This window comes from Planctomicrobium mucosum (assembly GCF_051466335.1).
Classification (GTDB): Bacteria; Planctomycetota; Planctomycetia; order Planctomycetales; family Planctomycetaceae; genus Planctomicrobium.
Genome location: NZ_CP195793.1, coordinates 360,211 through 384,614, shown reverse-complemented (window position 1 = coordinate 384,614; position 24,404 = coordinate 360,211). Strand labels below are relative to the sequence as shown.

Annotated in this window: 24 protein-coding genes; 8 read left to right on the top strand and 16 right to left on the bottom strand. The window is 53.0% G+C overall.

The genetic code is table 11. From position 1 onward, the window contains the following. Window positions 1-11: 11 nt before the first annotated feature. Both SH668x_RS01610 and SH668x_RS01605 read right to left on the bottom strand, forming a co-directional pair. Entirely contained in the window at window positions 12-314 is a 303-nt protein-coding gene (locus tag SH668x_RS01610; RefSeq protein ID WP_437186950.1) for a hypothetical protein, read from the bottom strand. Window positions 315-333: 19 nt separating this feature from the next. Further along, a complete protein-coding gene (locus SH668x_RS01605) occupies window positions 334-1,221 on the bottom strand; it encodes a DUF58 domain-containing protein (RefSeq protein ID WP_437188500.1) in 888 nt (295 codons plus the stop codon). A 136-nt stretch (window positions 1,222-1,357) separates the two neighbouring features. On the opposite strand from SH668x_RS01605, the gene SH668x_RS01600 reads away from it, so the two are divergent. Continuing rightward, window positions 1,358-2,665 (top strand): ArnT family glycosyltransferase, encoded by a 1,308-nt coding sequence (locus SH668x_RS01600; RefSeq protein WP_437186949.1) that lies wholly within the window; start codon window positions 1,358-1,360, stop codon window positions 2,663-2,665. A 14-nt stretch (window positions 2,666-2,679) separates the two neighbouring features. Next, the gene (locus SH668x_RS01595; protein WP_437186948.1) at window positions 2,680-6,036 is read left to right on the top strand and encodes a hypothetical protein; all 3,357 of its coding nucleotides are present in this window, start codon (window positions 2,680-2,682) and stop codon (window positions 6,034-6,036) included. A gap of 106 nt (window positions 6,037-6,142) precedes the next feature. On the opposite strand, the gene SH668x_RS01590 is transcribed toward SH668x_RS01595, so the two are convergent. The 13 genes from SH668x_RS01590 to SH668x_RS01530 all read right to left on the bottom strand — a co-directional run bounded on the left by SH668x_RS01590 (window position 6,143) and on the right by SH668x_RS01530 (window position 17,341). After that, entirely contained in the window at window positions 6,143-7,237 is a 1,095-nt protein-coding gene (locus tag SH668x_RS01590; RefSeq protein ID WP_437186947.1) for a hypothetical protein, read from the bottom strand. Window positions 7,238-7,308: 71 nt separating this feature from the next. Beyond that, window positions 7,309-8,952 carry a hypothetical protein gene (locus tag SH668x_RS01585; protein ID WP_437186946.1) on the bottom strand — a complete coding sequence of 548 codons (1,644 nt, stop codon included), beginning with the start codon at window positions 8,950-8,952 and terminating at the stop codon, window positions 7,309-7,311. Between the two features lie 50 nt (window positions 8,953-9,002). Further along, entirely contained in the window at window positions 9,003-9,353 is a 351-nt protein-coding gene (locus tag SH668x_RS01580) for a hypothetical protein (protein WP_437186945.1), read from the bottom strand. 343 nt (window positions 9,354-9,696) lie between these two features. Next, window positions 9,697-10,500, bottom strand: coding sequence for a hypothetical protein (locus SH668x_RS01575; protein WP_437186944.1), 804 nt, complete (start codon window positions 10,498-10,500; stop codon window positions 9,697-9,699). Between the two features lie 65 nt (window positions 10,501-10,565). After that, window positions 10,566-11,072 (bottom strand): hypothetical protein, encoded by a 507-nt coding sequence (locus SH668x_RS01570; RefSeq protein WP_437186943.1) that lies wholly within the window; start codon window positions 11,070-11,072, stop codon window positions 10,566-10,568. Between the two features lie 58 nt (window positions 11,073-11,130). Beyond that, window positions 11,131-11,580: a hypothetical protein gene (locus SH668x_RS01565; RefSeq protein WP_437186942.1), complete on the bottom strand. Its 450-nt coding sequence runs from the start codon at window positions 11,578-11,580 to the stop codon at window positions 11,131-11,133. 53 nt (window positions 11,581-11,633) lie between these two features. Continuing rightward, entirely contained in the window at window positions 11,634-12,065 is a 432-nt protein-coding gene (locus SH668x_RS01560) for a hypothetical protein (RefSeq protein WP_437186941.1), read from the bottom strand. A 35-nt stretch (window positions 12,066-12,100) separates the two neighbouring features. Continuing rightward, a complete protein-coding gene (locus SH668x_RS01555) occupies window positions 12,101-12,478 on the bottom strand; it encodes a hypothetical protein (RefSeq protein ID WP_437186940.1) in 378 nt (125 codons plus the stop codon). Between the two features lie 53 nt (window positions 12,479-12,531). Beyond that, window positions 12,532-12,798, bottom strand: coding sequence for a hypothetical protein (locus SH668x_RS01550; protein ID WP_437186939.1), 267 nt, complete (start codon window positions 12,796-12,798; stop codon window positions 12,532-12,534). 182 nt (window positions 12,799-12,980) lie between these two features. Next, window positions 12,981-13,553, bottom strand: coding sequence for a hypothetical protein (locus SH668x_RS01545; protein ID WP_437186938.1), 573 nt, complete (start codon window positions 13,551-13,553; stop codon window positions 12,981-12,983). A 56-nt stretch (window positions 13,554-13,609) separates the two neighbouring features. Further along, window positions 13,610-15,340, bottom strand: a complete 1,731-nt coding sequence (locus tag SH668x_RS01540; RefSeq protein WP_437186937.1) for an NCS2 family permease — start codon at window positions 15,338-15,340, stop codon at window positions 13,610-13,612. A gap of 193 nt (window positions 15,341-15,533) precedes the next feature. Beyond that, window positions 15,534-16,829 (bottom strand): MFS transporter, encoded by a 1,296-nt coding sequence (locus SH668x_RS01535; RefSeq protein WP_437186936.1) that lies wholly within the window; start codon window positions 16,827-16,829, stop codon window positions 15,534-15,536. Between the two features lie 266 nt (window positions 16,830-17,095). Continuing rightward, window positions 17,096-17,341: a hypothetical protein gene (locus SH668x_RS01530; RefSeq protein WP_437186935.1), complete on the bottom strand. Its 246-nt coding sequence runs from the start codon at window positions 17,339-17,341 to the stop codon at window positions 17,096-17,098. Between the two features lie 869 nt (window positions 17,342-18,210). Here SH668x_RS01530 and SH668x_RS01525 point away from each other — a divergent pair. The 6 genes from SH668x_RS01525 (at window position 18,211) to SH668x_RS01500 (ending at window position 21,069) form a co-directional block, all read left to right on the top strand. Continuing rightward, window positions 18,211-18,705, top strand: coding sequence for a CsbD family protein (locus SH668x_RS01525; protein WP_437186934.1), 495 nt, complete (start codon window positions 18,211-18,213; stop codon window positions 18,703-18,705). 87 nt (window positions 18,706-18,792) lie between these two features. Continuing rightward, window positions 18,793-19,083: a hypothetical protein gene (locus tag SH668x_RS01520; RefSeq protein ID WP_437186933.1), complete on the top strand. Its 291-nt coding sequence runs from the start codon at window positions 18,793-18,795 to the stop codon at window positions 19,081-19,083. 39 nt (window positions 19,084-19,122) lie between these two features. Next, a complete protein-coding gene (locus SH668x_RS01515) occupies window positions 19,123-19,554 on the top strand; it encodes a hypothetical protein (RefSeq protein WP_437186932.1) in 432 nt (143 codons plus the stop codon). 115 nt (window positions 19,555-19,669) lie between these two features. Beyond that, window positions 19,670-20,170 carry a phage holin family protein gene (locus tag SH668x_RS01510; protein WP_437186931.1) on the top strand — a complete coding sequence of 167 codons (501 nt, stop codon included), beginning with the start codon at window positions 19,670-19,672 and terminating at the stop codon, window positions 20,168-20,170. Between the two features lie 107 nt (window positions 20,171-20,277). Further along, the gene (locus SH668x_RS01505; protein WP_437186930.1) at window positions 20,278-20,484 is read left to right on the top strand and encodes a hypothetical protein; all 207 of its coding nucleotides are present in this window, start codon (window positions 20,278-20,280) and stop codon (window positions 20,482-20,484) included. 81 nt (window positions 20,485-20,565) lie between these two features. Further along, complete coding sequence (locus tag SH668x_RS01500) at window positions 20,566-21,069, top strand: hypothetical protein (RefSeq protein ID WP_437186929.1); 504 nt, start codon at window positions 20,566-20,568, stop codon at window positions 21,067-21,069. Between the two features lie 42 nt (window positions 21,070-21,111). On the opposite strand, the gene SH668x_RS01495 is transcribed toward SH668x_RS01500, so the two are convergent. Further along, window positions 21,112-24,207, bottom strand: coding sequence for a hypothetical protein (locus SH668x_RS01495; protein WP_437186928.1), 3,096 nt, complete (start codon window positions 24,205-24,207; stop codon window positions 21,112-21,114). Between the last annotated feature and the right edge of the window lie 197 nt (window positions 24,208-24,404).

The window sequence follows — 24,404 nt, the reverse complement described above, 5'->3', positions numbered from 1 at the left end:
CAGTTGCCGTTTCATTTGCCCGGTAGAAGAAACGCCAGACCGATAAGTAGGGTTCCGATGCAGATCGCATTGACCCAATTGATCGCTCGGCCGGCTTCGGCGGTTTTCTTGGGGAGAGCATTGACTGCGGCAGGTGCGAGTAGGGATGTGGCCACGATGAGCGCCAGGCAATAAACTGGAGTCCAATTGATGGTGTGTTCTTGGATTTCCCCCAGAGTGTAGGGACGAAACATCTCTGCCCAAAGTCGCAATGTCGCACCAAGATTGATTGCGGTGAACGCCACCGCGAGACAAAATATGATTCGGTCGAACATTGCCGTAAAGACTCCGCGGCTAAAATCTCGCGCGGCGTTGTGAAAGATATTCAACCAGTGCTTTATCAAATTGCATACTGGTATCGAGGGGCACGAAATCGGCCCCGACCGAGCGGCAGGCGTCTTTGTATTGGTTTCGCAAACCGTTTATTGCGTCCAGATAGTCCGCGCGAACGCCCGCTGCGTCGAGCGTCAGTTTCTCGCCGGTTTCGGGATCTCGCAGTTCGCACATTCCATCGAATGGGAAGTGCACCTCTGCTTCGTCGAGTACATGGAAAATGATGATGTCATGCCCTGCATATCGCAGCATCCGGATCGCATCCGCCACCGGGGCTGGATCGGTCAGGAGATCCGAGAACAGCATGATCAAGCTCTTGTGCTTGAGCATTGGCTGAAACTGACGCAACGATTTTGCGATGTCGGTCTGACCCGTGGGACGCGCTTTGGAGAGGAGCGCCAGAATGTTCCCCAGCTGGGAACGTTTACTCCGTGCGGGAAGGCTCGATTGTATTTTTTCGTCAAAAGTGACGAGGCCAACAGGGTCCTGTTGATGCACCATCATGTATGCCAGCGCCGCAGCCAAGCAGATGGAGTAATCGAACTTCGTCATCTCCTGCCGGAATGTGTAATCCATGCTCTCGGAAAGATCCATGAGCAGATAGCCGGTGATGTTTGTTTCCGCTTCGTATTTTTTAACGTAATAGCGGTCCGTTTTCGCATAGACGAGCCAATCGATTCCCCGGGGGTCGTCTCCTTCGGAATAGCGACGGTGCTCGCTGAACTCGACGCTGAATCCCTGGAAAGGGGACGCGTGCAAGCCACTCAGAAACCCTTCGACAATAAAGCGCGCTCGGAGATCGAGCCGCGAAACGTGGCGGATGACTTCCGGTTTCAGGTAACTTTCCATTGTAGGCATCAGAGCAGCATACACTTTTTTGTGCAGAATGAGATACAACAATCAGCGAAGAAAAAATGCCGATTGAAGTGCATTGCAATCCCTCGATCCATGACGAAATGATGCATTTCCAAGCAATGGAAGCGTGATGATCGACAGTTCCGTATCTCGTCAATTTCCCAGAGCTCTCCTGCTCATTCTCCTGATTGCGTTGACGCTCAGGGTGTTAGCTGCGTGTGGCCTGCAATACCTGCTCGATTTTCACTGGCATCGTTCGTTTCTCATCGAAGGAGATGCGGAAGGTTATTGGCAGCTGGCACAGAAAATAGTCGCCGGTGACTCCTATTCCATTCACGAGCCTCCTCGTTACGCAGAACGGATGCCGGGTTTTCCAGCGCTGCTGGCCATTCCCGTCGCTCTGTTCGGGCCCAAGCTCTTTGCGGCCCGATTGTTTCTCGCAGTAGTCGGAACATTCGCGTGCTGGCAGGTCTATCGGTTGGGGCGAAATCTCTTTAATGAAAGAGTAGGACTGATCGCTGCGTTATTAGCCTCAATCTCTCCAGTGCTAATCGTCTTTACGGAGACGATTCTGAGCGAAACAGCGTTTGGTGTGACGCTGCTCTGGAGTCTTCTGGCAGGACACAAGCTTTTTCAACTTCTCAACGCGAAATCCGTCCAGCTTCCACTCGTTCTGATTCAGTCAGCGATTACGGGAATCGCGATTGCCGCTGGGGTAATGATGCGTCCCAGTTGGATTCTTGCGGCTCCCATTCTGGCGTCGCTCCTGATCATCACCGCGCCGCACCGTTTGAAAAGTGTCATCGCTGGTGGAGTTGTCGTCGCTGCGATGGTCCTCTCACTCCTTCCCTGGGGAGTTCGAAACCAGCAAGTCACCGGTCATTTCACGCTCACCACCTTCTGGATGGGGCCGAGTTTGTATGACGGGTTGAACCCGGAAGCAAATGGGGACAGTGACATGCGTTTTTTTGATCGTGATCAGTTGATGAGTCGCATGGATGAGTACGAAGTCGATCAATATTACCGCAAGGCAGCATGGCAGTTCGCCAGAGAGAACCCCGGCCGAGCCCTTCATTTGGCGTGGCTCAAAACACTTCGCTACTGGAGTCCGTGGCCGAATGCCGCCCAGTTCAATCAGTGGTGGGGCAAGTTCATCATCAGTCTGTTTTCCCTCCCAATGATAACGTTCGCTGTATGGGGGACTGCTCGTTTGTTCACCGGGTTTGATTCCGACAGCCAGCGCATAACGAATCCCCAAGTGCTTGGGCGAATCTGGACTATGGCAATTCTTGCCGGTCCGGTATTCTATTTCGCACTGATCCACTTGTTCTTTGTGAGTTCCTTGCGATATCGCCTTCCAGCGGAGTATCCGCTTCTGGTGTTAACGGCCTTGGGAATCTCGCAAGTCTTGAACTCGGGGAGAGTTCAAAAGGGATAAACGGAGTTTTCCTGGTGACTTGGAACGGAGTTCGAGGCACCCTGCATTGGATGTTGTTGATAGCGATGGTTGGAACGATCGCTATCGGCGGAGTCGCTGCGCGCTGGTGGGCAGCGAAAGATCAGCTTCTCGCCAACGTGATCCGCGAGCATCTCGCTCGCTCAATTCCTGATTGTCATGCGACGTTCGAAGCAGTTCGGCTGGTCGACACCGCACACATCGAGATGACCCACCTCTTGCTGAGGTCTCGAAACGATGGCTCTGAGTTGGTCCGCGTCCCTCGAATTGTCATCAAGATTGAGAATCAAATACTGCACACGCATCGGCGCCTCGTCGTGCGAGAGATTACCGTTCAATCGCCAGAGATCATCGCTGTTCGCAACGAAGCGCAGCGTTGGAATTGGGCCGATATCAAAATCCAGCCTCCGAAATCGTCTGTCTCCCCAAGCTGGATCATCAAGAACGGCACAGTTCGAATTGGAAGCATCTCTCCATTCGATGGCAGTATGCGAGTGGTCAAACTGCAAGGAATCCAACTTGGATTCGAACCCGAATCGTTCCAGAATTACAGCTTCTCCGGGACAGGTGTCGCGGACACTGTTGGCCCGGTGAGCATCGCAGGGAAAATTGACACCCAAAGCGGTGAGTGGTCGCTCAAAGGGGGAGCTAACGAGATCCACCTCGCCGACCCTCTGTTGGATTTGGCGGGTCGCTTTCAGCCCCATCTGCTCGGCCATCTCGCCGAGATTCGCCAGACCAATGCTGCCATTCTCGCGCAGACCAGAACGACGCTTCCCGTTCAGACCGTTTCTGGAGATGGCTCGAGTCCAAGTGGTGTCAAAGTTGAAATCAACAACTCAATTATGCGAGCTGATATCTCATTGCATTTTGAAATGAGCCAGCCGTCCAAGAATTCTCCGTTGAATTATCAAATCAGTGGAACGATTGATCATGGACACATATCGGAAGTGCTCCTTCCGCTTCCGCTGTACGATCTCTCCGGGCAGTTCCGGATCACCCCGGAAGTCATTCTGATCAAAAACTTCAAAGCTGCGAATGGCCCAAGCACTCTTTACATCGACGGCATGGCCAAGCGAACTCTGGCTGGCTGGTCTCAGGATTTTGAGGTGCGTGCCTCACAACTGAAGCTGGATGAACGAGTCCGCAGCTTCCTGTGGGGGTCGATGGCGAAGTCGTACGACATGCTCAGTCCCTCGGGAACGTTTGATGTCGACGTCAAACTCGCAAAAAATCCGGGTGAAGCCCTTCAATATCACATTAGTAAATTCGCGGCGAAGGACTGTCGGGTTCTGTGCGATTACTTCCAGCTTCCTGTTCAGAACGTCAACGGAAAGATCTCTCAGAACGGGACCGGATTCGAAATTGAGATGCGAGGCGAAGCGAGTGGCTATCCCGTCACTGCGACGGGAGTGATTGATCTCGCGAATCCGAAGCGTGACATTGATCTCCAATTACAGATCAAGAATTTTCCCTACGACAACAATATTCCCAGCGCACTCAAGCGAGAGGATCAACAGACAATTCGGAGGATTCTGGAGTCGCTGCAACTTCAAGGAATGGCGGAGTCGGTTCTGGTCAAGATTGTTCGAGGAGGCGAAACAGAGGGAAAAGTGAAGCTTTGCCTCGAAGGTGACCTCAGTGGCGGCACTCTGAATTACAAAGGGTTTCCCTATAGCCTGACTGACCTCAAGGGAAGGCTCACATATAATCCTTTAGAACGAGACACCTGGATTTTCAACGATGTCAGCGGCAAGCATGGCGACACACAAGTGAAAGGACGCGGTTTCTACGATCTCGAGCAGTCTCCGGGAGAACTCATTCTGGAGATGAATGTTCTTCAGGCGAAACTGGACTTCGACTTGCAGCGAGCGTGTGTTACGGCCCGTCCCAGCCTTGAATCGGTCTGGAGTGATTTCAATCTGCAAGGTTTGATCGACATTGAGCAGGTGGTCGTGAGTTGGTCTCCCGGGACGGAATGCGACGTCAAGCTTGATGGAATCCATTGGACGCACGGCCAGTTCCTGGCGAACGCTCTCCCTTATCAGTGGCAGAATGTCTCGGGAACGCTGGCGTGGGCGGATCGACGATTGAAAATTCACTCCCTTCACGGGGATCACAATGGCACGTACCTGTTGATTGATGGAGCAACACCTGATTCCGCCTTTGTTGACATCACCCCGAGCGATGAAGTCGCGTGGAGGCTCTTTCTCGATGAACGCAAGCTACACATCATCAAGCTGAATTCAGATGATGAACTCCGCCGCGCGGTCCCCCCACTTCTGGCGGACGCCCTGAAAACAATCGATCTGAAAGGGCCGGTTGACCTGAGTGTCGGACTGGAAATGAAGGGGTGGGAGGGGCAGGAGGCGATGATCACCGCTTCGTGGTCTGCAATGACTGCTTTGAAAAACAATGAAGTCTATGCGGGTGTCATTCTCTCGAATGTGAACGGGAATCTTGTTCATCGAGGAAGTTGGGACGGGCAGAATCTTTGGATGGAAGGTTACGCGGAGATCGCTTCATTCAATGCGTTGAACTTGACGTTCTCGAAAGCGAAAGGTCCGTTTCTCTACAAGAACCAGAGGCTGGTGGTAGGAATGCCTCGCTTATCTGGGGAGGAGCCCGTTTACAGCAAGAGTAACCCTTACCATCGGGAGCAATTTCGAGCGGATACCTACGGTGGTCAGATCGGCCTCGACGCTGACGTCCGATTTGCCAGCGAAGCGAAGAACACAACCTATCAACTCGATATGACGCTGAAGGATGCCGAACTGGGGCTCTGGGCAAAAGAACAGAACATCGACTCACAGCGGCTGATGGGGAAGGTGACGGGCGTTCTGCAAGCGAGTGGAAAAGGGACTTCGTCCAAGCAGACGACCGGGCAGGGATGGATACAGATCACCCCTGCTGCGCTTTACGAACTTCCTGTCTTCGCGCAGATCTTTACGACGCTCAGTTTTCGCCCATCACGCCCCGGCGATGCAGCGTTCAGCTACGCCTATGGTGATTTCACGATTCATGATGAACTCTTCGATTTCACAAATATCGAGTTACTTGGCGACGCCCTGAATCTGGTGGGGCGAGGTACGATTGGGTATGCAGGGACCAAGACCAGCAAGCTCGATCTGGACTTTTACTCCATGGCGAATAACCGCATCCCGCTGCTCGGCCCACTCATCAAGGCCGTTGGAGATCGATGGATTCGTGTCTCGGTGTTTGGAAGCATCGAACAGCCACTTGCTCGGATTGAGTCCAGAATTCCGTACCTGAACGATGCCTTCAGTGGATTTATGGATGCCATCGAAAACGGAAGCAAGAGAACCCCCCCGCAACGAGATTTTCCTCGATAGTCCGAATGCCCTCGGGCGAAGCAGTTGTGACGCGATCACATGGGGGGATGATGACAGGCCTCTATTTCGAGGCGAATGCATTCGCGGCTGTCGGTCTTACGCGTGTTCAATTCCCTTCTTCATCGATATTAACTCGGGTTTCCGGAACTGTCTGCATTGCCGCTCTTAATCTCTGCACAGCTTCATTGGAGCCGCCATTGCTTTTTATTGACGGCTTTTCGGGGCGACATTTGTGAGATGCGGTGGAACGCCAGAAATGCGGACGAAGATCCTGCATCGGAGCGATGTTTTCGGGAACTCGAGAACGTCCTGAAGTGTATCGTCCCCGCGTCTCTTCCAGTTGCGGATTCCCATGGCGGCAGAGGATTTCATGGCAAACCTGAGGCACCGTTCGGTACGGGAAGAAATCGTTGAATCGACTCCCCGGCGTGACACTCACGATTTTCAGACCGGCGAGTGACATGGATCGTCGAGCAAGTCTTAAGGACTGAACGACCCGATAATAATGTCCATCCGTTTGAATCGCTGCGGCGAAATCTTTGGACTCGTCGAAATGGTATTGATCGTTCGTTGAACAGTTCTCAATGATTGATCGGGATAGGCCGGATTGCTCACACCGGGTCACAAAAGAGCCTAGCAGTTCACCCTTCTGGTAGATCACCTGGTGTTTTCGAGCGAGCTTGATGAGAGCTCGCGATGGGCAGATCATCTGTTCGCATCCTGCGAGATACAACTCCCGAAATCCGAGGCGATACGCGACTTCAATCGCCTGAATGAGAGAATCCTGCCAATCTGTAATCGGACTGTTTCCTTGTCCGGGGAAGTTGTGAAATCCCGTTTGACTCTCCCGGTCGATCATGAATGTTGCTGGTGAATCACAGACCTTCAATGTCGTCTCGGGAACAAGATCCATCGCGCGACTGAGATGCACAAACTTCGTGACACCTGGATCGAGATAGACAGATTTGTGAAAGCGGGAACTCGGGTCATAACTTGTCCAAAATGTCGGACGCAGCAGTCCTGTTCCTGCCAGATTCACAGCGAAAGTCGGTGCCGTCGAAGCAGAGATCTGGTCAACTGCAATTCGCTTGAGCGAAGGCCCGCCTCCGATGATCCAGCAGGGGGTCGGTTCACTTCCAGCATACAGATTCTCAATGGGAACGGATTGACGAGTCCCATCAGTTGCCAGATGAAAGAACATCAGAATCCTTTATGAAATCAAAAGTGCTACCAGGAATGGACGGCATTGAAGTTGACTGCCGACTGGATAGCTCAGTCGAAGTCGTACGTGAATTCCTCAATCGCTTCAGACGAAGCGGATGAATCCTCCGAACCAATCGAAGTTTCACTCGATGAGCCAGGTCCATTAACGCTGCTTTCCGGCACATCAGAACTGAATGGATCGAAATCTGAAGTGAATGACAACCCGTCGCTGTCGTCGAAATCGTCGATTAAACTGTTCGACGATTCATCAGTCGATGAATCCGGGGGCGCCTCCGTCGAATCCATCGATGTCCGGTCATCTGAAGCAATGTCGCTGACAGATTGGTCCTGTGCGCTGTCAGAATCATGTGAGTTTAACGAGGAATCATCCAGACTTCCCCAGCTGGTACCCCATTCACTCCAGAGACTCTCCCCTTCGGAATCGTTGTGTGAGGTTCCGTCTCCACCATTGCCACCTCCACCCTCCCCTGTCGGGAGAGGCGGTGGCATGCTGACGACTCCTCCTGCGCTGACAGGTCGATGAGGGAGTTCCCATCGTTCATCTTGCGGCGGCTCAGGCCACAGCGATCGAGGATCTTCCGGTCCCAGCTCCATCCGAAATCGCGGGGCATGATCAAACAACACTCGGATCGTCTCGATCCGCGAACGAACCAACTCGGTTCCTGCTCGATCGAGCACCCGTACTTCTCCTAACCAGGGAACTGGCAGTTCACTTTGCACCTGAGTTTCGATGAAGTACCGGGAGTGCGGCTGGGAGTAAGTTCGAAAGAACTCTTTTGCGAATGCGACAGAGTCGGATTGAGTTCGAATCCACGGCAGCCAGATTTTGAGTCGCCGATTTCCGAACTGTGCCTGACTCGTCGGTTCGTAATAGTTGCCACGCCAGCGATAGACTCGACGTGCCACATCGCCCGAATGCTGCGGCGGGTTGTACACATAGTCACCCGTCAGCAGCAGGCGATTGAACAGGAACTCCAAATCCCGTGTCTCTGCGAGTTTTGTCAGGTCCTGCTGTTCCTGAAATGTATGGAGCAGCGTTGTTCTTGGACGAAGAAAAAAGAATCTTCCCTCCGCATCGACTCCCCAGCTCGCTGACTGAGCGCGGGTCGCAAGCTCCTTCAACAGAGAACGCACGGATTCTTCACCTCGCAGCTTCAAGCTCTGCAAAGGAGAAGTGAGGAGCGGGGACTCAACGAGCGATGGAACATATTGGATATGCGTGGAAGGGGAGACGTAGTTCTGAATCAGCGATCGGACCACTTCATCAGCTGCGCTCACGGAATCAACGGTTTCAATCGCGTAGTCTGGGTCTTCCTGAAACAAATCGGTGGCCGCATACCGATGCGGTTTTGGGCCATCCGCTCCCATTCCAAAGCCACCAGGGAAGATCTGGTTCAGTTCGATTCCCATCCCCGCCAGCCGATATCGAATTCGTGCTGGCAACTCTGCCGAACGCTCTTCGATACGTCCCAGATACCATCGATTCCCGGTGGAGTAGTCGAAGCTGATCCAGTCTCCGGGAGAAAGGTCGTGCCGCGCTTCAAAGTCATCAGACAACACCAGTTCGCCCGCACCGCATCCCCCCTGACGATGGAGTTCGAACCAACACGATTTCATGGCGGACAGAGAGAGGACCTGTGGGATCGCCGCGGGAGACGGTCCGTGATGGAGGATTCGGCGTTGGAAAGACATTTCGGGCCCGTTGTTCAAAGAGAAAGAAGTGACGTTCGGCAGCGAGCCCTTCAGATCGTGACAGGAATCCCTTCATAGAGCACAGGATCTCCCGCATGGATCACCACTGAATAGGAGTAGATCCGAGGATTGGAGAAATCGACATCAAAACTGTTCGTGAAGCAGCGTTGAAAATACCGATAGATTCCCTCCTCATCTCGAAACATTCCCAAGAAGAAGCCCCGTTCATCAGTCGATCGCAACGCTTCCCTGAGCAGGTCCACGCACTCCAACATCGACGACTCTGCGACCTTCAATTCTCCCGCGTGGCTCCCAATCTGCCCCTCCAGCGAGATGTTCACTCCATCGCGCGATGCCCCGGCAAGATGATCCCCGTCCTGTCGAGGAACTTTCAACTTCATGAAGTCCCATCGATCATGCAGTCTGCAGGAAAGGATTGGTTGAGGAAGTTCCACAACTATCGTTCCATTAAGGAGAGTCGGGGCAAGTTCATACATGTCGAATGCAATCTGTTGCTGAATACAAAATGAATCCGGGCATCACGATCGTTTAGTTCCAAGAACCATCGGCACCCGCAGGGGGCAATCCACGTTAGTCGCCCCACGAGCGACGAGGTCCGGCACTGCCGTACGGAAAACCTGGCTAGCCCTTATCTCAGGGATATGAGGCGGCGAATGATGGCCAAATCTCGTTCAAACGCTGCGATTATCGCCGTCTGAACGCCACATTTGGGTGAGAGAGCCTCTAGCCCCGCCGATGCCGCAGACCGATCCCCTGTCGTCTGAGATCGAGCATGAGGTCGGACACATCACCCGCTTCCTGAACGTGAATCTGGATCCCCCCATAATTCGCGATCGATTGCACCGGTGCCGATTCGCTTCGGAACATCGTGTGACTTTCACCTGTTTGCATTTTTCTGGTTTGCGAAGGGGGAATCGTGGGAACGACTCGCTGCAGTCGGGTTTCTGTTGTGGCTGCAGCGTCAAATCGGCCCGCATTCCAGTGGTTCAGTAGATCGACCCCCAATGCGTCCACCGCCGACTGATTTAGCACGTATTCACCTGCGGTCAGTCTGGCAGGGACCTGATCAATTCCGCCGGGGCCTATCACCGCACCTCCGCTGGCGAAATTTCGGGTAGGAAGTTTTCCACTCACATTCAACGGAGAGGGGCCTCCTCCGACGGCCGGCATGCCACCTCCTCCCAGAGACATCATGCTGAGAGCAGCCAATTGCGCCGCTGTCATTTGAGCAGCCTGCAGGAGCTGGCCTAAAGTGGACAATGCCGGACTGACATCCAATGTGACCGAATGGCCCGAAAGAAGCTGAATCTGCTGATTGAGGGCCGCCACCACAGAACCGATAGACTGCAACGGACCGACGACGTTCCCCAAACTTTGCATCGTTGATCCGAGACCGTCGAATCCCGAGGACATGGAGGTCAGCCGTGTTCCCAGTTCATCAAGCTGGTCTGCGACCGATGTCAGTTCCTGCTGGAGGTCGGAGCTGTCCCCGAGGATCTGTACTGTCAGTGATTCAACCTGCGGCATGAGCAGACCTTCCTAGTAGCAAGCGATTCCAGTTCAGTTCCAGCTTCGCAGTAGCGAACGCCGGGCTACGTTGACACCCGTGACACAACGGGAGTCGTTTGGAACGCTTTCCCGCTGAACGAAATCAAGTTGGATTCTTCCCCTTCCGACATCGTGAGCGTTTCGCGGTAGACATTGGAGAACGTGATTTTTTCGCTCGCCACCCCCGCAGGATCGATCACGAAAAACTGAAATGTCAGAGTTTCCTGGAGACCCGCATCAGAGGTGCTGGTGATACCCGCTCCCTCCTGAAACGTCAGCATCTCATAGAGCTGTAGAGGGTCACTCGAACTCGCAGCACTCCCGACGAGTTGAGTCCATCGAGCGGTAAACGCGATCGAGACCGATTCATCGTCCCCTTTGCGAATATGACCTTTGGCAATCGACCCGCGATCTTTGATTTCAATCGTCTGTTGACGCTGAGTCCAGGTCAGGTCACCTTGTGAGAGCAGCACGGTCAACGATTTCGTTCCGCCATCTTTGATCACCAGCTCACCATCCCGCAAATTGCGAGTCACATTTGAAACTGCCATGAATTCACCTTCTTTCTGGAAATCGAAAACCCCGTGTCGCGTGATCAAAATTCATGAATCAGCTGAGGGGACACTGTTCAACTCGCGCACTGAATGAGACGACAAGATGCTGTCGGGGGAGTTTCGGATCCGTTTTCATCTCTCGGGTCAGATCTCGCACAACCGCTTCTCGCAAACGAATTGCCACCGTCGACGTCGTGGCAGTCTCGGCCAGAGAGATGGGGAAGGACTGCCCGGAGAGTGCGTTGCAGGCGTCATCTGCCATCGCGTAAACGTGCCGTTTCTCATTTCTCCTCGAGTAACAATGCACATCGATCAGCAACTCGACAAAGTCCACTCCAGTTCGGGAATGCGGTAGCTGATGGGAATGAGTCACCCAGAACTCGTACCAGTCCAGTAGTGAGTTTGCATCTAACGATGTGCCGGGGTACTGCGTCGGAATTTCCGGAGAGATCGAAGCGGACCACACCTTCTGAAGCACGCTGTTCAATTCGAAATGAGAAATCATGGGTGAACCGCATCATGGCGAAAAGTAAGAGACTGCGACGTTTTTGATGCTGTTCACGACAGCCGGAACAGATGACTCAGCGAATGTGTGATTCGTTGGAGTGCCGCTCGGACCATGGCAAACGGTGCAGTTCGACTGCTCCCGTATTCCAGGAAACGCACATAATCCACCGAGTTGGTAGCATTGATCTGCGTTACGTCCGTCGAGTCCATCTTCTTCAGCGTTCCCAGGCGGCGACCTTCACTGACTGCTATCGGATGTGGTCCCTCCCATCCTGCTGGTGGTACTCGCCCCAACTCTTCGAGCGATTGAACCCACGCTGCGCGCGATCTCGCAGTATCGACTGGATTCCGCATGATCACCGAAGTCAATGTGAGCGCCATCGCGTCTTCGATCAAACGCTCTCTTGCTTCGCTCGCCGATTGTTGAGCGAGTTCCCGGATCCGTTCCGGAGCGTCACCTGTCACATCAATTTCAATTCGCATGCCTCTTGCTCCCCATCAGCGACAAACGGAAATAGTCAATCCAGTTTCATGTGCGCAACGCAATTCAGCAGAACAAGGCCAGTGACTTCCGTTTCGGCAACAGTGCAGATCTCGAACGTCTCGCCCCCCTGCACCAACCGAGCATTCGAAAGCGGAATCCGATTCGGCAACATCGAATCTGGCACAAGAAATTGACATTCGAGATCAGTGGAACTGGCAGACATTTCGGTCTGTTTCCGCTCTCGGCGCCGCAGAGCAATCACAGTGACTTCGCGGCTCTCCACGTATTCATCGACGACACCTGTCAGCACGTTGTACTGTCGATTGAGGATGTCATACCGTGCGGGTTTCCCCCAATCAGCGAACATCAATTGCAGATCCGAATTCACGATCTGCGTGAGTATGGCACTCATCTTTTCTCCCGGAGAACGTTTTTGCGAGTGACAAACGGAACGGCTCGTCCGCTCTAAAACTCAGCTTGCGAGAGAGTCCATCCAGGTTGCGAGTTCAGCAAACGTTGATAATGATCACGTGCTTCAAGTAACGCCCGTAAACCGGCCGCACGATCAGTTTGTTGTCCGCCTGCTCCACCAATGCTGTACTTCGATGTCGACAGCTTTCCGTCTCGAACCAGATTGAGAACATCAAGGTCGATCTGAGCGAGAACCGCACGAATTTGATCGGCAGTCAACTCGTTTCCATTCATTCCATCGAGACTCGTCAGATCACTCATGGTCGTACCTTAATGCGGAGAATTGGCAGAATTTTCTTCTTCGAGACGCAATCGGTCATACGCGAGATAACGCAACTGGTCCGCGGTATCGAGGTCGTAGAATTGCCGTTCTGTCAAAGAGAGGCGCTCGCAAACACGCAAGACGCAGTACTCGAGTGACCGGCTCAGAGGTGCCGGTTCATTCAACCCGTAGTCCCTTCGGTGGAGTCCGAGAAATTTCCTCGAGCCACAGCGACGTGCTCATCAAGCAGATTGCTCAGTCGACAGACTTCTTTGAACAGTCGAATCAGGTCGCCCGCGGTGAATCCACCATCCACCATTTCTTCATGAAGCGAGTCAGCGAAGCGAATCCAGTCCTCGCCACGATTGGACGTCGGCGGTTCTGAATCGAAAGTCAGTTGCGAATCACCACGCAGCGACTCAACTACTGACAAGACGGCCACGCAGCGGTGATATCGTTCCATCGCTTCCACAAACGCCGGATCAAGCTTGTCCAGCATTGTGATCGCGATCCCATTCGGATCTCGAATCGGCTTCGCTCCGGAATCGCGGGCGATTTTCGTCGGCGGTACGGGGGGCGCAATCCCGCGAGTTCGAAGCCGTTCGTTGAAACCGAGCGGTAATGGTTTCAACGTGACCAGAAGCGGATCTCCGTTTCCGCGACTCAGGGCGAACTGAACCGTAATGGATTGAGTCAGTGTTTTGCCGTTGAATTTCATAAATGCGATCGGGGTTCGGTGAGACACTACGGACAAGGCTGCAACCACTCCTTTGGGGTTGCGCCATCGCCGATCTCCCGAACCTCATCGCTTTACGTGTGTTCCGCATCAGTGGGTTGATTTTTGGCCCAAACCCCAATCGCAAAAAAGAAGATCGCACTCAATAGATAGCCAATTGCGATGTCGTCCGCACGATAGGCCGTTCCTCCCGATTCGGGGATCTGGAAGCGGAACAGGTAATCGAGCGTCGCACCAAACGCGACATCGTAAACCTGATAGGCGTGCATCAACCCCAGCCAGGTAAAGACCGCAGCAATCAGCAGCCAGATCGAAGCCGCTCCAAACCGCCGATCAATCAAACACGCACACGCAGCAGCGAGAATCATGCAGGTGAAAATGTACCCTCGCTCCATCAGTAATAAACCGTGAACAAGGAATCCGTTCGCTTCAACGGAATGATTCGGATGAGCGACCGGCACTGGAGTGGGTTTCGCTTCAGATGTTGAAGGCTCCGCTTCGACTGCGACGGCTGCAGCAATGACCGGGGCAGGAGTCACGATTTCACGCAAGTTCTTCCCGCCAGAGACACCAATTGCCCCCATCATGACTGTTGCTCCCCATGCTGCGATCGCTGGAAACAGGCCGATTGCGACAGCAGGAGCATGCTGTTCAGGAGTGGCCCGGAAGGCTTGCGCGGTGATGATAATTCCAATCCAAAGCACAATCGCGGCTCCGGATTCAATCGGAATCACTGCGGATGCCAGACCAACCAGGCCAAACAATCCCAGAACGGTAATCACGATTCCGTTGAGAGTGGAGTACCCTGCTCTCGCTTCCAGAGCCTTCCAACCGGGATGCCCGATATAGATCGTCGTCGGAAAGCAGCTTCCAAAAAGTGCAGCGACAATCGTTCCCAATCCATTCGCTGCCATCGATGGAGTCGTTGGGTACGAATCGCCTGCTGCCTCTGCAGATTCGATGTTTTGAAGGCTTCCAATCACATTGAAAATCCCCATCGGAATCACAACGGAGAGGAATGGTCCCCAATTCTGGACTTCAGTAATCCCTTTTTGAATCGCAGCCAAGCACCAGACTGGAGGTCGAAACTTGATGAACTCGAAAGAGGCTGTCACCGCGCCGGGACTCTGAGCACCGTATGTCAGCCAGTCAGGAACGCCGGGAACTCGTTGCACCGCCACCATCAGCCATGCCACCCCTGTGCCAATCAACACCGCAATCAACCCCGCAGGCAGGCCGAGAGGGAAACGAACTCGAGCAAATAATCCAACTAGAACAATCGCCAACGGGAGCAATGCGACCAGCGGCTTACTGAAGATCTGCAATGCAAATGTCATTGAGATGAAGCCGACCGCGATCCCAGCTAAGGTAGACAAGAGCGCTGCTCGAGGAGTTGTCTGGCGAATTTTGGTCGCGAGAAATGAGCCAACAAGTTCAATCAATCCGCTTCCTAGGCAGGCTAGTAACCCGGCTCGCCACGCCGCCTCGGCGTCTCCGGTTCGATCAAACGTTGGTTTGATCACAAAGAAAATGAAGACCAGCAAAGAGGGGGTATTGATTCCATACGGCAGAGCGGTCACATCGTCTCGCCCGGTCTTTTTCGCAAGTCGATGAGCCTGCCACGCGTAGAAGAGATTCCCGAACAGAATGCTGATCGCAGCACCCGGAAGGATCACTCCGTACAGCAAATCCCCTTGAATCCCGCACAGCCCGACACAGAGGCCGACAATCAACAGCAGTTGAACAAGATTGTCGACGAACAGCCCGAAGAAGCCATCCAGATCCCGCTTCACAAAAAAACGCATGAGATGACTCGTTGAATTTTGAGTTCAAAGGACTGAAGAGTGTTCGCGAGCATCGACCATCTCTTAGGGTGCCTGATGGTAATCGGGCACTCAGAGCATCTCAATTACCGGGTATAAAAACAACAAAGGGTGGGAGTTGTTCTCCCACCCTTTGTCAAATCTGAGCGCCGTCACACTTTCGACGGGAAAGAAACTATTCGACTTTTGCGTCTTTGGAATCGTCGCGGAACGCCAGTGCAAAGAACACCATCACAGCCGCAGCGAAAATGGCCGGATACATCCAGACAGTTTTCCAGTCGACAGCCCCGTCTGCACCAGTCTGCATTCGAACGTGAGCCGCAAATAACTTCGCACCGATTCCCAGACCGAGTCCCTGAGTCATCAACACCAGAAAGCTCTGCGCTTGATTTCGAATTGCTGCAGGGGCACGCTTGTCAACGTAAATCATTCCTGTCACGAAGAAGAAGTCGTAGCAGATCCCGTGAAGGATAATCCCTGCGAGAATCATCCAGAGCACTTTCTCATCAGCACCTGCTGCGAACAGACCATAACGGCCAACCCATGCTGCCATCCCAGCGACCAACATCCACTTCACACCCAGTCGAGCAAAGCAGAGTGGCATGACCAGCATGAAAAAGACTTCAGACATCTGGCCAAAGGACATTGTAAACGTCGCACTTCCGTTAACGATCGCATTTGACGCATCGACGTAAGAACGGGCGTATGAATAGTAGCCAGCAAGTGGAATACAGATCAGGAACGAGCTCAGAATGAACACGCTGTATGAACGGCTCTTGAACAGGCTCAGGGAGTCCAGTCCGAGAATTTGAGCAACCGACGCTGGCTTCCCCTTCAACTCAGGTGGAGTGTGTGGCAGAGTGAAGCTGTAAAGACCCAGGAGGAGTGAAACACCACCCGACAGATAGAACTGGTATTCGGACTGATCTTTGCCTGGGAGGAAGCTGACGGCGATCCCGCCGACAATCCAACCCAATGTGCCTAATACGCGAACGATAGGAAATTCCTTTTCCTGATTGTTCAAGTTGCGGAACGACAGACTCGCTGTGAGACCCAGAGTCGGCATGTAGCAGAGCATGTGCAGAAGGAGCAACAAACTGAATGGCTGGACGTAGGCCGGCAAGTCACGCAGGACAAGTTCGTAGAACAGACCAGCCCCTTCTGGGGCGGATGGAAGAGTGAATGCCTGAGCGGCACTTGGAGCGGCGATCAGCAATGCACCACCGATGAGGTGGAGCGTGCCGAGTACGCGTTCGCTGGCGAAAAAACGGTCCGAAATCACACCGAGAAACAGAGGAGCGATGATCGCTGCAATTGGTCCAACTGTGTACACAGCACCGACCAGATCGAACATGTTCTGCGATTGAAGAAAGCCGGTCACAGAGACGTACCACGAGCCCCACACAAAAAACTGCAGGAACATCATGATCGATAGGCGAACAATCGTGGCGTTACTCTTAGTGCTTTCCATGTCGCTCCTGAGGGCGTCGAGAAATGGATTCTGAAGCTGCTGCACGACGGGATTGAAATCTTTCAACACCCCTAACTGGCGCAGAACCGTAATCAGAAAACGGTATCGCGAGGCCCAAACGAACGCAAGCACGGAATGAGAGGAGAGTTAGAAGCGAATCAGCGGCAACTCCATGCGACAAACGGGAAAAGCACCGTCACGTAGCGACTTCTCGCCACGAGATACGGTGCTTTTTCATGAGTTTTAGTTTTGACGAGTCGCTACGATTAGGCAGCCCACCCATCTCGACCAGTCCGATCAACAGACAACCGTGCAAATCTCTTCGCGGTGACTGTCACATTCCGCTGGCGACCTGCTTGTCCTCGCAGTCGCCGGGCTCGTTCGGCTTCCGTCCATGTCGCCTGAATTTCCGCGCAAGCAGCCTGGATTTCTTCTTGAGTCGGAAGATAGACGTCATCTCGCTCGCTTGATGAAGTCTGATTGACGATCGCAGTACCCACATTGCCGTGCATGAGCGGAGTTTCCCAGAAGATCGCTGACGCGAAATTTGATTGTCGACATCGTTGTTGTGTAGATGCGACAAAGCAACTCGCGTGCCCGCTGTACGATGAGCAAAGCCTGCCTATCGCTCTCGGTCGATTCTCCATTTCGCACTAACCCCATTCATCTAAAGAGTTGTGCTCCAGTACGAATCTTTTGAACCTGTCCAGATCAGTTTTTAAAATTTCCTAAAATATCTGCTGTTAACGCATTATGTGCGAAGGCATGGTCGATTAACGACCATCCCGGGCAAATTCATTGGAAGTTAAACGGTCGATTCCAGAGAGAGGTCCCAGCTTCACCCCAAAGAATCTCTCCCCTTTGCACGGTGATTACCCGATTATCTGAATGCGAAGTTCCCATTCATCGGCATCGACTTCTCTATTGTTATTGGAAGTCTTGTCGGTTGGTGGTCCCTTGTCGTAGACAGGGAGCGGGCGATCGGCTAGGGACAATCCTGGCGGATTGCATCAGTTTAGACCTATGATGTGCTTCCTGTGCTCCGTGAAGTCCTCTCTCTTCTGCACTTCTTTCGACCGCGTCAGGATCGCAGTGAATTGGTTTCAGAACCAATTCATTGATCTTTGATGAATCATCAAGCTCTGCATCCGTTCGTTTACCGATTTCCTGTCAGCGACTTCCCGAACGTTGAGTAACTCTGGCCATGACTACTCTTAGGGAGATTGGAGAGGGGGTCTTAGCGAGTTGTCATGCTGTTTCGGCACACACTTTGCCAAACAGGCTCAGAATACGGTCCACGCGTTTTTCAAATGAATGACGGAACGATTTTGGGCGTATGGACTCAACAGCTTTAACTGAAGCTCAACTGAGGATACGAAACATGATTTCGCGACAAGAACTCGAAGGTAAATGGAAGCAGATTTCTGGCATGATTCGCGAACGTTGGGGAGAACTCACCGACGACGACTTCCAACAGGTTAAGGGAGACGCAGAAAAGCTCGTCGGAATCATTCAACAGAAGACTGGACAGTCCCGACGCGAGATTGAGTCGTTCCTGCAGCACGCTGCTTCGAACGGCCAACAGGTCACGCAGCAGGCGGCAGAAACCGCGCGTCAATTCGTCGACGCTGCTGGCAAGAAGCTGCAAGAAACCTACGACACCGCAAGTAAGAAGGTGAGCGCAGGTTATGAGACCGCAACCAAGCAGCTTCAAGACACTTACAACGTTGCCGGTCAACGACTGGAAGAGGGCTACGGAGAAGCACGCGCAATGGTCAAATCTCGACCAGTAGAGTCCGTGCTGGCTGCCTTCGGTGTGGGCATTGTCTCAGGCATCATGGTCTGTTTGATGATGCGTTCACAGCGAAACGCCTAAGGGCGGGGCTGGCTTACGAGCTTGAATCCGAGTCGGACCTCGGTGTTTCGGCTGCATCTTTCTTCTTCCTTTCAAGGAGTAATGATCATGGAACCTTCATCTCGGATTTCCGAGTATCAGGAGCAACTCAGCAACAGTTGTCATGAAGTCGAAGAATGGGCGTCTGACCTTGTTGAGCAGCGACCTATGGAAGTGATGTGCGGTGTCTTTGCTGCGGGCTTCTTGCTCGGGGTTGGACTCGCATCAACAATGCTCGCGCCGCCACCTGCTCGTTCCCGTTCGCGATTCGCACAACTTGATGGCTTCTCTGACAAGATTGCCGAATCGATCTCGCGAGCGATTCCAAAACAGGTTTCCGATCTGTGGCATCGCAGCTAGGCAATTTTCGTATTCAACGAAACAGTGCGGGGTGACTGAATGGTTGATCAGGAAGAGATCGAGAGAATTCGATTCCGCATGCGGCGGGTTCGTCGGCATTTGAATGATGACGTCGAAAGATTGCATTCAGACACCGCTCAGCTTTTCGACTGGAAGTACTATGTTGCCAGGCACCCCGTCGCGAGCATCGGGGCGATCGTGGCACTGGGATACATGCTGGTTCCATCGAAGTCGAAAGCCACAGAAGAGAAAGTCTACTTGGACCCGGACGTTTCGCGGGCATACCTTGAACACGCCCCTGAGCCAGTCGTCGAGTCGACCGAGCAGAAGGCCACTCAGGGGATATTCTTGTCACTTGGGGCATTTGCTTTGAACGCTCTGGTGAAAGCGGGGTTGAACTACGCCAGTCAGCAGGTCCGTTCAACCTTCTTAAACGACTTTCAATCCACCAAACCGTCGTCAGGGAACTGATCATGATTCACGTGGGCAATCGGAAAGATCAAACACCTCAACAGCCATCACAACAAGCTGTCATGCTGAACTCAGCTGTTGAGCAGTTTTCCAGATACGAGAGCGAGATTGGGAAATGGATCAAACAGTATCCGGTTTTCAGCATCGGACTGGCCTTGGCGATCGGGGTGGGAGCGGGGCTGCTTATCAAGAGGAGGACCTGAACGGACGCCCCAAAAACGCCTATGCATCCGCGCGGAATAACGCAGCGACTCTCGCTCAGGACCTGCTCCGTTTGGCGGACTTGCAACTACAACTCGCCACGCTTGATCTCACAGAGTTCTGGTCCAAAGCGAAGTTTGGCCTTGTCGTTTGCGTGGTTGGTGCCGTCACGATTCTCGGAGCCGTTCCGGTGATCCTGATGGCGCTTGCGAACTTTGTGCACACCCACACTTCATTGTCAGTGGAAGTGTCACAAATCCTGGTCGCAGTCGGAGCCTTGGTAATCGGTGTCATTTTCCTCGCAGTCAGCGTGAAGTTCTTGACAAGAGCAGGGGAATGTCTGAATCGGTCAAAGAAGGAGCTGAGAGAGAACATCGAGTGGCTTCGCGACATTCTTAAACGTGACGATGAGTGAATTGACTGACTCAATTCCCATTTGCAGAGCAGATTTTCATCCCTACCTGACGTCAGAATAGTTTACCTACCTGTTGGATTTCGGTTTCAATTTCAGGAGACAAGGCAATGGATAAAGCACAGGTCAATCAAGGTTCCTCGGTGAGTGACCGTAACGTCCAGCGTGCTGCGGGGACCGCAGCGCAAGGGCAAGTGAATATCGTCGACGATACCCTTTGTTATCTGAAAGAGTACGCGAGAGAGAAACCGGAAGTTGCCGCTTTGTGGTGCTTCGGAATCGGCTTCATCGTTGGTTGGAAGATGAAACCTTGGTAACAATCGGTCTGCGGAAGACAGTTCCAGAATCTCGCTCTGTCTGCTGAAAAATCTACTTGAGTGCTGTGAAGGCGTTTCACAATGTATGACTATCCAGTCAGAGCGGGAGTTTTTTCATCTCTGGATCAGGCGATCGTGCTCGTCAGGAACCTGGAACAAGCTGGGTTCAGTTGGCAGGAACTCAGCGTCATTTGCTCCGATGAGAGTAAGGAACGATTATTCCCCAAGGAGATGCAGCATCCACTTCACAGGGAATCCGACAGCAAGTTGCTCAGTGCCATAGGAACAAGTGCCCTCGGTTTGGGAGGCGTGGCAGCTGCGACGATTCTCAGCACTGGGGGTGCTGCACTTTTCGTTCTTGGCGCATTCGCTGGGTTAGCGGCGCTCGGAACATACTCTTCGCTGATGGCTTCCAGGGGATTTGAATCGGAAGCAATGGACTACTATGAGCAGTCACTTCAAAACGGGGATATCCTCATTGCAGTCGAAGTTCCCGGCGATACAACGGAAGCGAAGTTTCGCCGGGACCTCGCAGCGACTCTCATTGAAAAATGTGGGGCTAAGGCCATTCTATTGGCTCATTGAATCCCCCGAAGATCTCGCCGCCCTCATGCACTCACAAGGCCTTCACTTCGAAGCTTTGACGTTTGGTTCCGATGGAGCGAGCAACGCGAGTTCGCTTCTGTGCTGGCGTAGTTTTTTGATCAGTGCCTTCTCGATGACCGACTTACGCTGCTTCCATTCGAAATCGGTTAGCCCGGCCTCGGCGTAGTGGTCTTCGAGATACTTCATCCCCAGATCGATCGCTGTCAGGCTTTTTTGAACGTCAGCCGATTCGTATTTTGAAACTTTCCCGGTCGCCATTCTCAATTGCCATCGCTGTGCCATTGATTGGATGAGCGAGTTTGTGAGGTCCCAACGCGTCTCGGATGATGCCAATGTCAGGTCCTCACGAACCGTCAGTTCTAGAGCATCCGACACATTGCGAACCGATTCATCGTAACCCGCACTGAAGTAAATCGTGTGGAGAAGACAGGCGAGCCGCTGTTCGGTCGTTGAGTCAGGGTTTCTCGAGAAGAGGTTGGCCGCTTCGAAGTAAATGAACGGTGTGACCAACGGATCGAATGGGTATTGGAATTGAAGTACCTGTTCAATCATTTCGTTCGACGGTGTTTCGCTTTTCGCTGCTGGTCCGAGTGCAACCAGGTAATCCTTTCGTCTCTGGTCTTCCGGGTCCATCTTTCGCTTCAGTTCGTGATTGACCTGCACGATTGCGGTCCGAGGACGTTTCTGAAGTCGATCCTTCAAAGCACCGCGATAGGCCCAAGGGTCATTCGGGTGATCGCGTTGGATCTCAAACGTGAGGTTCATGTCTTCGAGTCGCTCGGTGACTTCTTTGCTCGTTTCTCCTTCGCCAAGTTCTGCACGCAGCGTGGATCCAAACTTTGCGAGCTCAATTCGAGTCGCGTCCAACTTTGCATCCCAGCGTCCAATTTCAAGCGGAAGGCGATATGCGAGCCCGGTTGAATTGTGAAACACCGAACGAGGTCGCACAGCACTGAGTTGTTTCAGGCTGTCGTGATCCAGCGCTCCTCGACCCAGAATAATTGACCAGTCCCATCCCGCATCGCTCAGCAATGATCGAACCTGTGGAGCCTTGAGTCGGTCTACAAATGGGACATCAATCGCTGGGAGATGTTCTGCAGCGCAAACGAAGATCAGTTCGCCCGGAACGGATTCGATGGCGCGGACTTCGCCAAAGGTGGACTGCAGGTTACTGGTGATCTCCCGAATGACTTCAGGTCCGAGATCAAAGTACGGCACACGCTGGGTGAAGATTCCATTCGGATGAAGATTGGATTTCACCTGCTTATAGAACGCCGTTGTCAGTTGGTCAGTAGATGTCGACGCTGGATGCGTCATCGGACAGGTAATCAGGTCGTAAAGTTGACCATGTTTAGCTCTTAGTCCGACTGCTGGTTCGACGCAACTAAATTGAAAATCAGCACCTTGATCCAGATTCAGCCCCATCTCCGGATTCTTGGTGATCCAGTGAATCATCTCATGCGCCGCTCGAGAGCTATCCAATGTATGGACGGAACGCAGTGGCCATGCATGACAGGTCATCAGGGTCGGCGGATGCATCCCGATCACGAGCACGTTTTCCGGATTCGCATGGAGCGTGAGTGGAATCAACGCTGGGAGAAGATCACCGGCCAGATGAGGACTGACGAGCGGATTCGATGAATAGGTCCCCATGACGAGACCATTCCGCCGCATCACGATCTGAGCTGCCCGAGTGCGAGTCAAACTGATGTAGTCAGAGTCGGAAGTAAAGTCTGCGACTTGTCGGCTGTCGTCCAACCATGCCAATTGTTCAACAGGGACACCTGCCCGGAACGATCCCATCGAAACTGAAGAAAGCAGAACCCGCTCGGATTGGCGGGGATCCAGGTTTCCTGAAAAGATCAGTCCTGACAGTGCCAGAATCGACAGCCCGGTCGTTCCGATGCGGTGAATCAGACGGGTCGGAAGTCGGAACTCCTCGAGATACCAGTAATAGGCTGCCAAAGCCAATGAAATGAGCATCAGAGAAATCGCAGATGCACGTACTGAGAACGGAAAAAATGGTGCTGCGATAAATCCGACTGCGATCGACAGGGCGATCAGCCAGTGCTTTCCGATCGAGTCGTCTTGATTCGCGACCAGTCGTCGGACCAAAACGCCCGCCGGAATAAACAACGCCATGAGCAAGACAATTCGAAGCAGGAATTGAAGCCCGACATTGCTGGCCCAGGCATTGATCTGCAGGCAGAGGAGCTTTCCGTAGGGAAATCCTGCAGTCACTGCTCCCAACCAGGCAGCCAACCAAAGACAGACAATACTTGATGAAACCACAATCTTGGCGGTGCGTGGCATCGACCGTCTCGCGACGGCCATGCTGACCCCCAGTACCAATCCACCTAGTAATGCCATGTCACCAGTCAGATTCCTTGGAATCAATTGAGCAGCGACGAAGACCGTCAGAGAAATTGCGGCTCCTGTCACGAGCGCGGTAATCGCACTGGACCATCGAGGATGTTGCTGCACCGTGGCGACCGCAACCATTCCCTCAGGAATACGAACAGATCGACGCGGCGAGGTAAGTTCAACGAAGGCGAGGATGCCACAGATCGCAATGCATGTCCAAGCCAGAATCGCAGTACCTGACACTGGGAGAACCACTGCTGGAAGGAAACAGAACGAGAGCCCCAGTCCAGTGAGCCACTGCCATTTACTGGACACTCCATGGTCCTCGGAGAATCGATAGACCAATCGCAGCAATACGAATATGGGCGCCAGACAGGCTGCAGTAAAGGCGAACGTTGTCAGGTAACTGACGAATATTGAATTGAGATCAACGATCGACAGCCGACTCAGGAGTTTCAGCGCTTGTGGTAGAAATTCCGGAATCGCGAGAGTCCAGAGTCCTGCAGATGCGAGCAGCACGGATCGATACTTCCCGAAGAGATCAGTCAACTTCGAAGAAATTTTCATTGCGAACAGAGAGCAGATCACAGCAACCAGAACGATCGCAGAATCAACCTCATGATTTGTTCCAAGCTCGGCTCGAAGAGGCGTAAACGAGCAGATGAGGAACGCACCTGCAAGAAACCCGGATGCGACGGAGCGTCCATCAAAGCCTGCAAATGGCTGAAGTTGTAAACGATGCTTCTGAGTCATTGGCATCCCTGCCTTTACCTGTTGACGTTTCTACATCCTGCAGAAACAAAGCTGGCCACTCGAAATGGTATCTCCGCTTTGCGGGCGGGAGTCTACGGTACTTTGAGAATTCAGGACAAGACCGATCCGGCAACATCTGCTGAACTGCGATGCGACCATGCAGGTGATCTGTGTTTCCTATTTTCTCTAGTTGATGT

What these genes read in the sequence shown, in the direction of transcription:
- SH668x_RS01610 (WP_437186950.1), bottom strand. Translation starts at nt 314, where the DNA reads ATGTTCGACCGAATCATATTTTGTCTCGCGGTGGCGTTCACCGCAATC.
- SH668x_RS01605 (WP_437188500.1), bottom strand. Translation starts at nt 1,221, where the DNA reads ATGGAAAGTTACCTGAAACCGGAAGTCATCCGCCACGTTTCGCGGCTC.
- SH668x_RS01600 (WP_437186949.1), top strand. Translation starts at nt 1,358, where the DNA reads ATGATCGACAGTTCCGTATCTCGTCAATTTCCCAGAGCTCTCCTGCTC.
- SH668x_RS01590 (WP_437186947.1), bottom strand. Translation starts at nt 7,237, where the DNA reads ATGTTCTTTCATCTGGCAACTGATGGGACTCGTCAATCCGTTCCCATT.
- SH668x_RS01585 (WP_437186946.1), bottom strand. Translation starts at nt 8,952, where the DNA reads ATGTCTTTCCAACGCCGAATCCTCCATCACGGACCGTCTCCCGCGGCG.
- SH668x_RS01580 (WP_437186945.1), bottom strand. Translation starts at nt 9,353, where the DNA reads ATGAAGTTGAAAGTTCCTCGACAGGACGGGGATCATCTTGCCGGGGCA.
- SH668x_RS01575 (WP_437186944.1), bottom strand. Translation starts at nt 10,500, where the DNA reads ATGCCGCAGGTTGAATCACTGACAGTACAGATCCTCGGGGACAGCTCC.
- SH668x_RS01570 (WP_437186943.1), bottom strand. Translation starts at nt 11,072, where the DNA reads ATGGCAGTTTCAAATGTGACTCGCAATTTGCGGGATGGTGAGCTGGTG.
- SH668x_RS01565 (WP_437186942.1), bottom strand. Translation starts at nt 11,580, where the DNA reads ATGATTTCTCATTTCGAATTGAACAGCGTGCTTCAGAAGGTGTGGTCC.
- SH668x_RS01560 (WP_437186941.1), bottom strand. Translation starts at nt 12,065, where the DNA reads ATGCGAATTGAAATTGATGTGACAGGTGACGCTCCGGAACGGATCCGG.
- SH668x_RS01555 (WP_437186940.1), bottom strand. Translation starts at nt 12,478, where the DNA reads ATGAGTGCCATACTCACGCAGATCGTGAATTCGGATCTGCAATTGATG.
- SH668x_RS01550 (WP_437186939.1), bottom strand. Translation starts at nt 12,798, where the DNA reads ATGAGTGATCTGACGAGTCTCGATGGAATGAATGGAAACGAGTTGACT.
- SH668x_RS01540 (WP_437186937.1), bottom strand. Translation starts at nt 15,340, where the DNA reads ATGCGTTTTTTTGTGAAGCGGGATCTGGATGGCTTCTTCGGGCTGTTC.
- SH668x_RS01535 (WP_437186936.1), bottom strand. Translation starts at nt 16,829, where the DNA reads ATGGAAAGCACTAAGAGTAACGCCACGATTGTTCGCCTATCGATCATG.
- SH668x_RS01530 (WP_437186935.1), bottom strand. Translation starts at nt 17,341, where the DNA reads ATGCACGGCAATGTGGGTACTGCGATCGTCAATCAGACTTCATCAAGC.
- SH668x_RS01525 (WP_437186934.1), top strand. Translation starts at nt 18,211, where the DNA reads ATGATTTCGCGACAAGAACTCGAAGGTAAATGGAAGCAGATTTCTGGC.
- SH668x_RS01520 (WP_437186933.1), top strand. Translation starts at nt 18,793, where the DNA reads ATGGAACCTTCATCTCGGATTTCCGAGTATCAGGAGCAACTCAGCAAC.
- SH668x_RS01515 (WP_437186932.1), top strand. Translation starts at nt 19,123, where the DNA reads ATGGTTGATCAGGAAGAGATCGAGAGAATTCGATTCCGCATGCGGCGG.
- SH668x_RS01510 (WP_437186931.1), top strand. Translation starts at nt 19,670, where the DNA reads ATGGATCAAACAGTATCCGGTTTTCAGCATCGGACTGGCCTTGGCGAT.
- SH668x_RS01505 (WP_437186930.1), top strand. Translation starts at nt 20,278, where the DNA reads ATGGATAAAGCACAGGTCAATCAAGGTTCCTCGGTGAGTGACCGTAAC.
- SH668x_RS01500 (WP_437186929.1), top strand. Translation starts at nt 20,566, where the DNA reads ATGTATGACTATCCAGTCAGAGCGGGAGTTTTTTCATCTCTGGATCAG.
- SH668x_RS01495 (WP_437186928.1), bottom strand. Translation starts at nt 24,207, where the DNA reads ATGACTCAGAAGCATCGTTTACAACTTCAGCCATTTGCAGGCTTTGAT.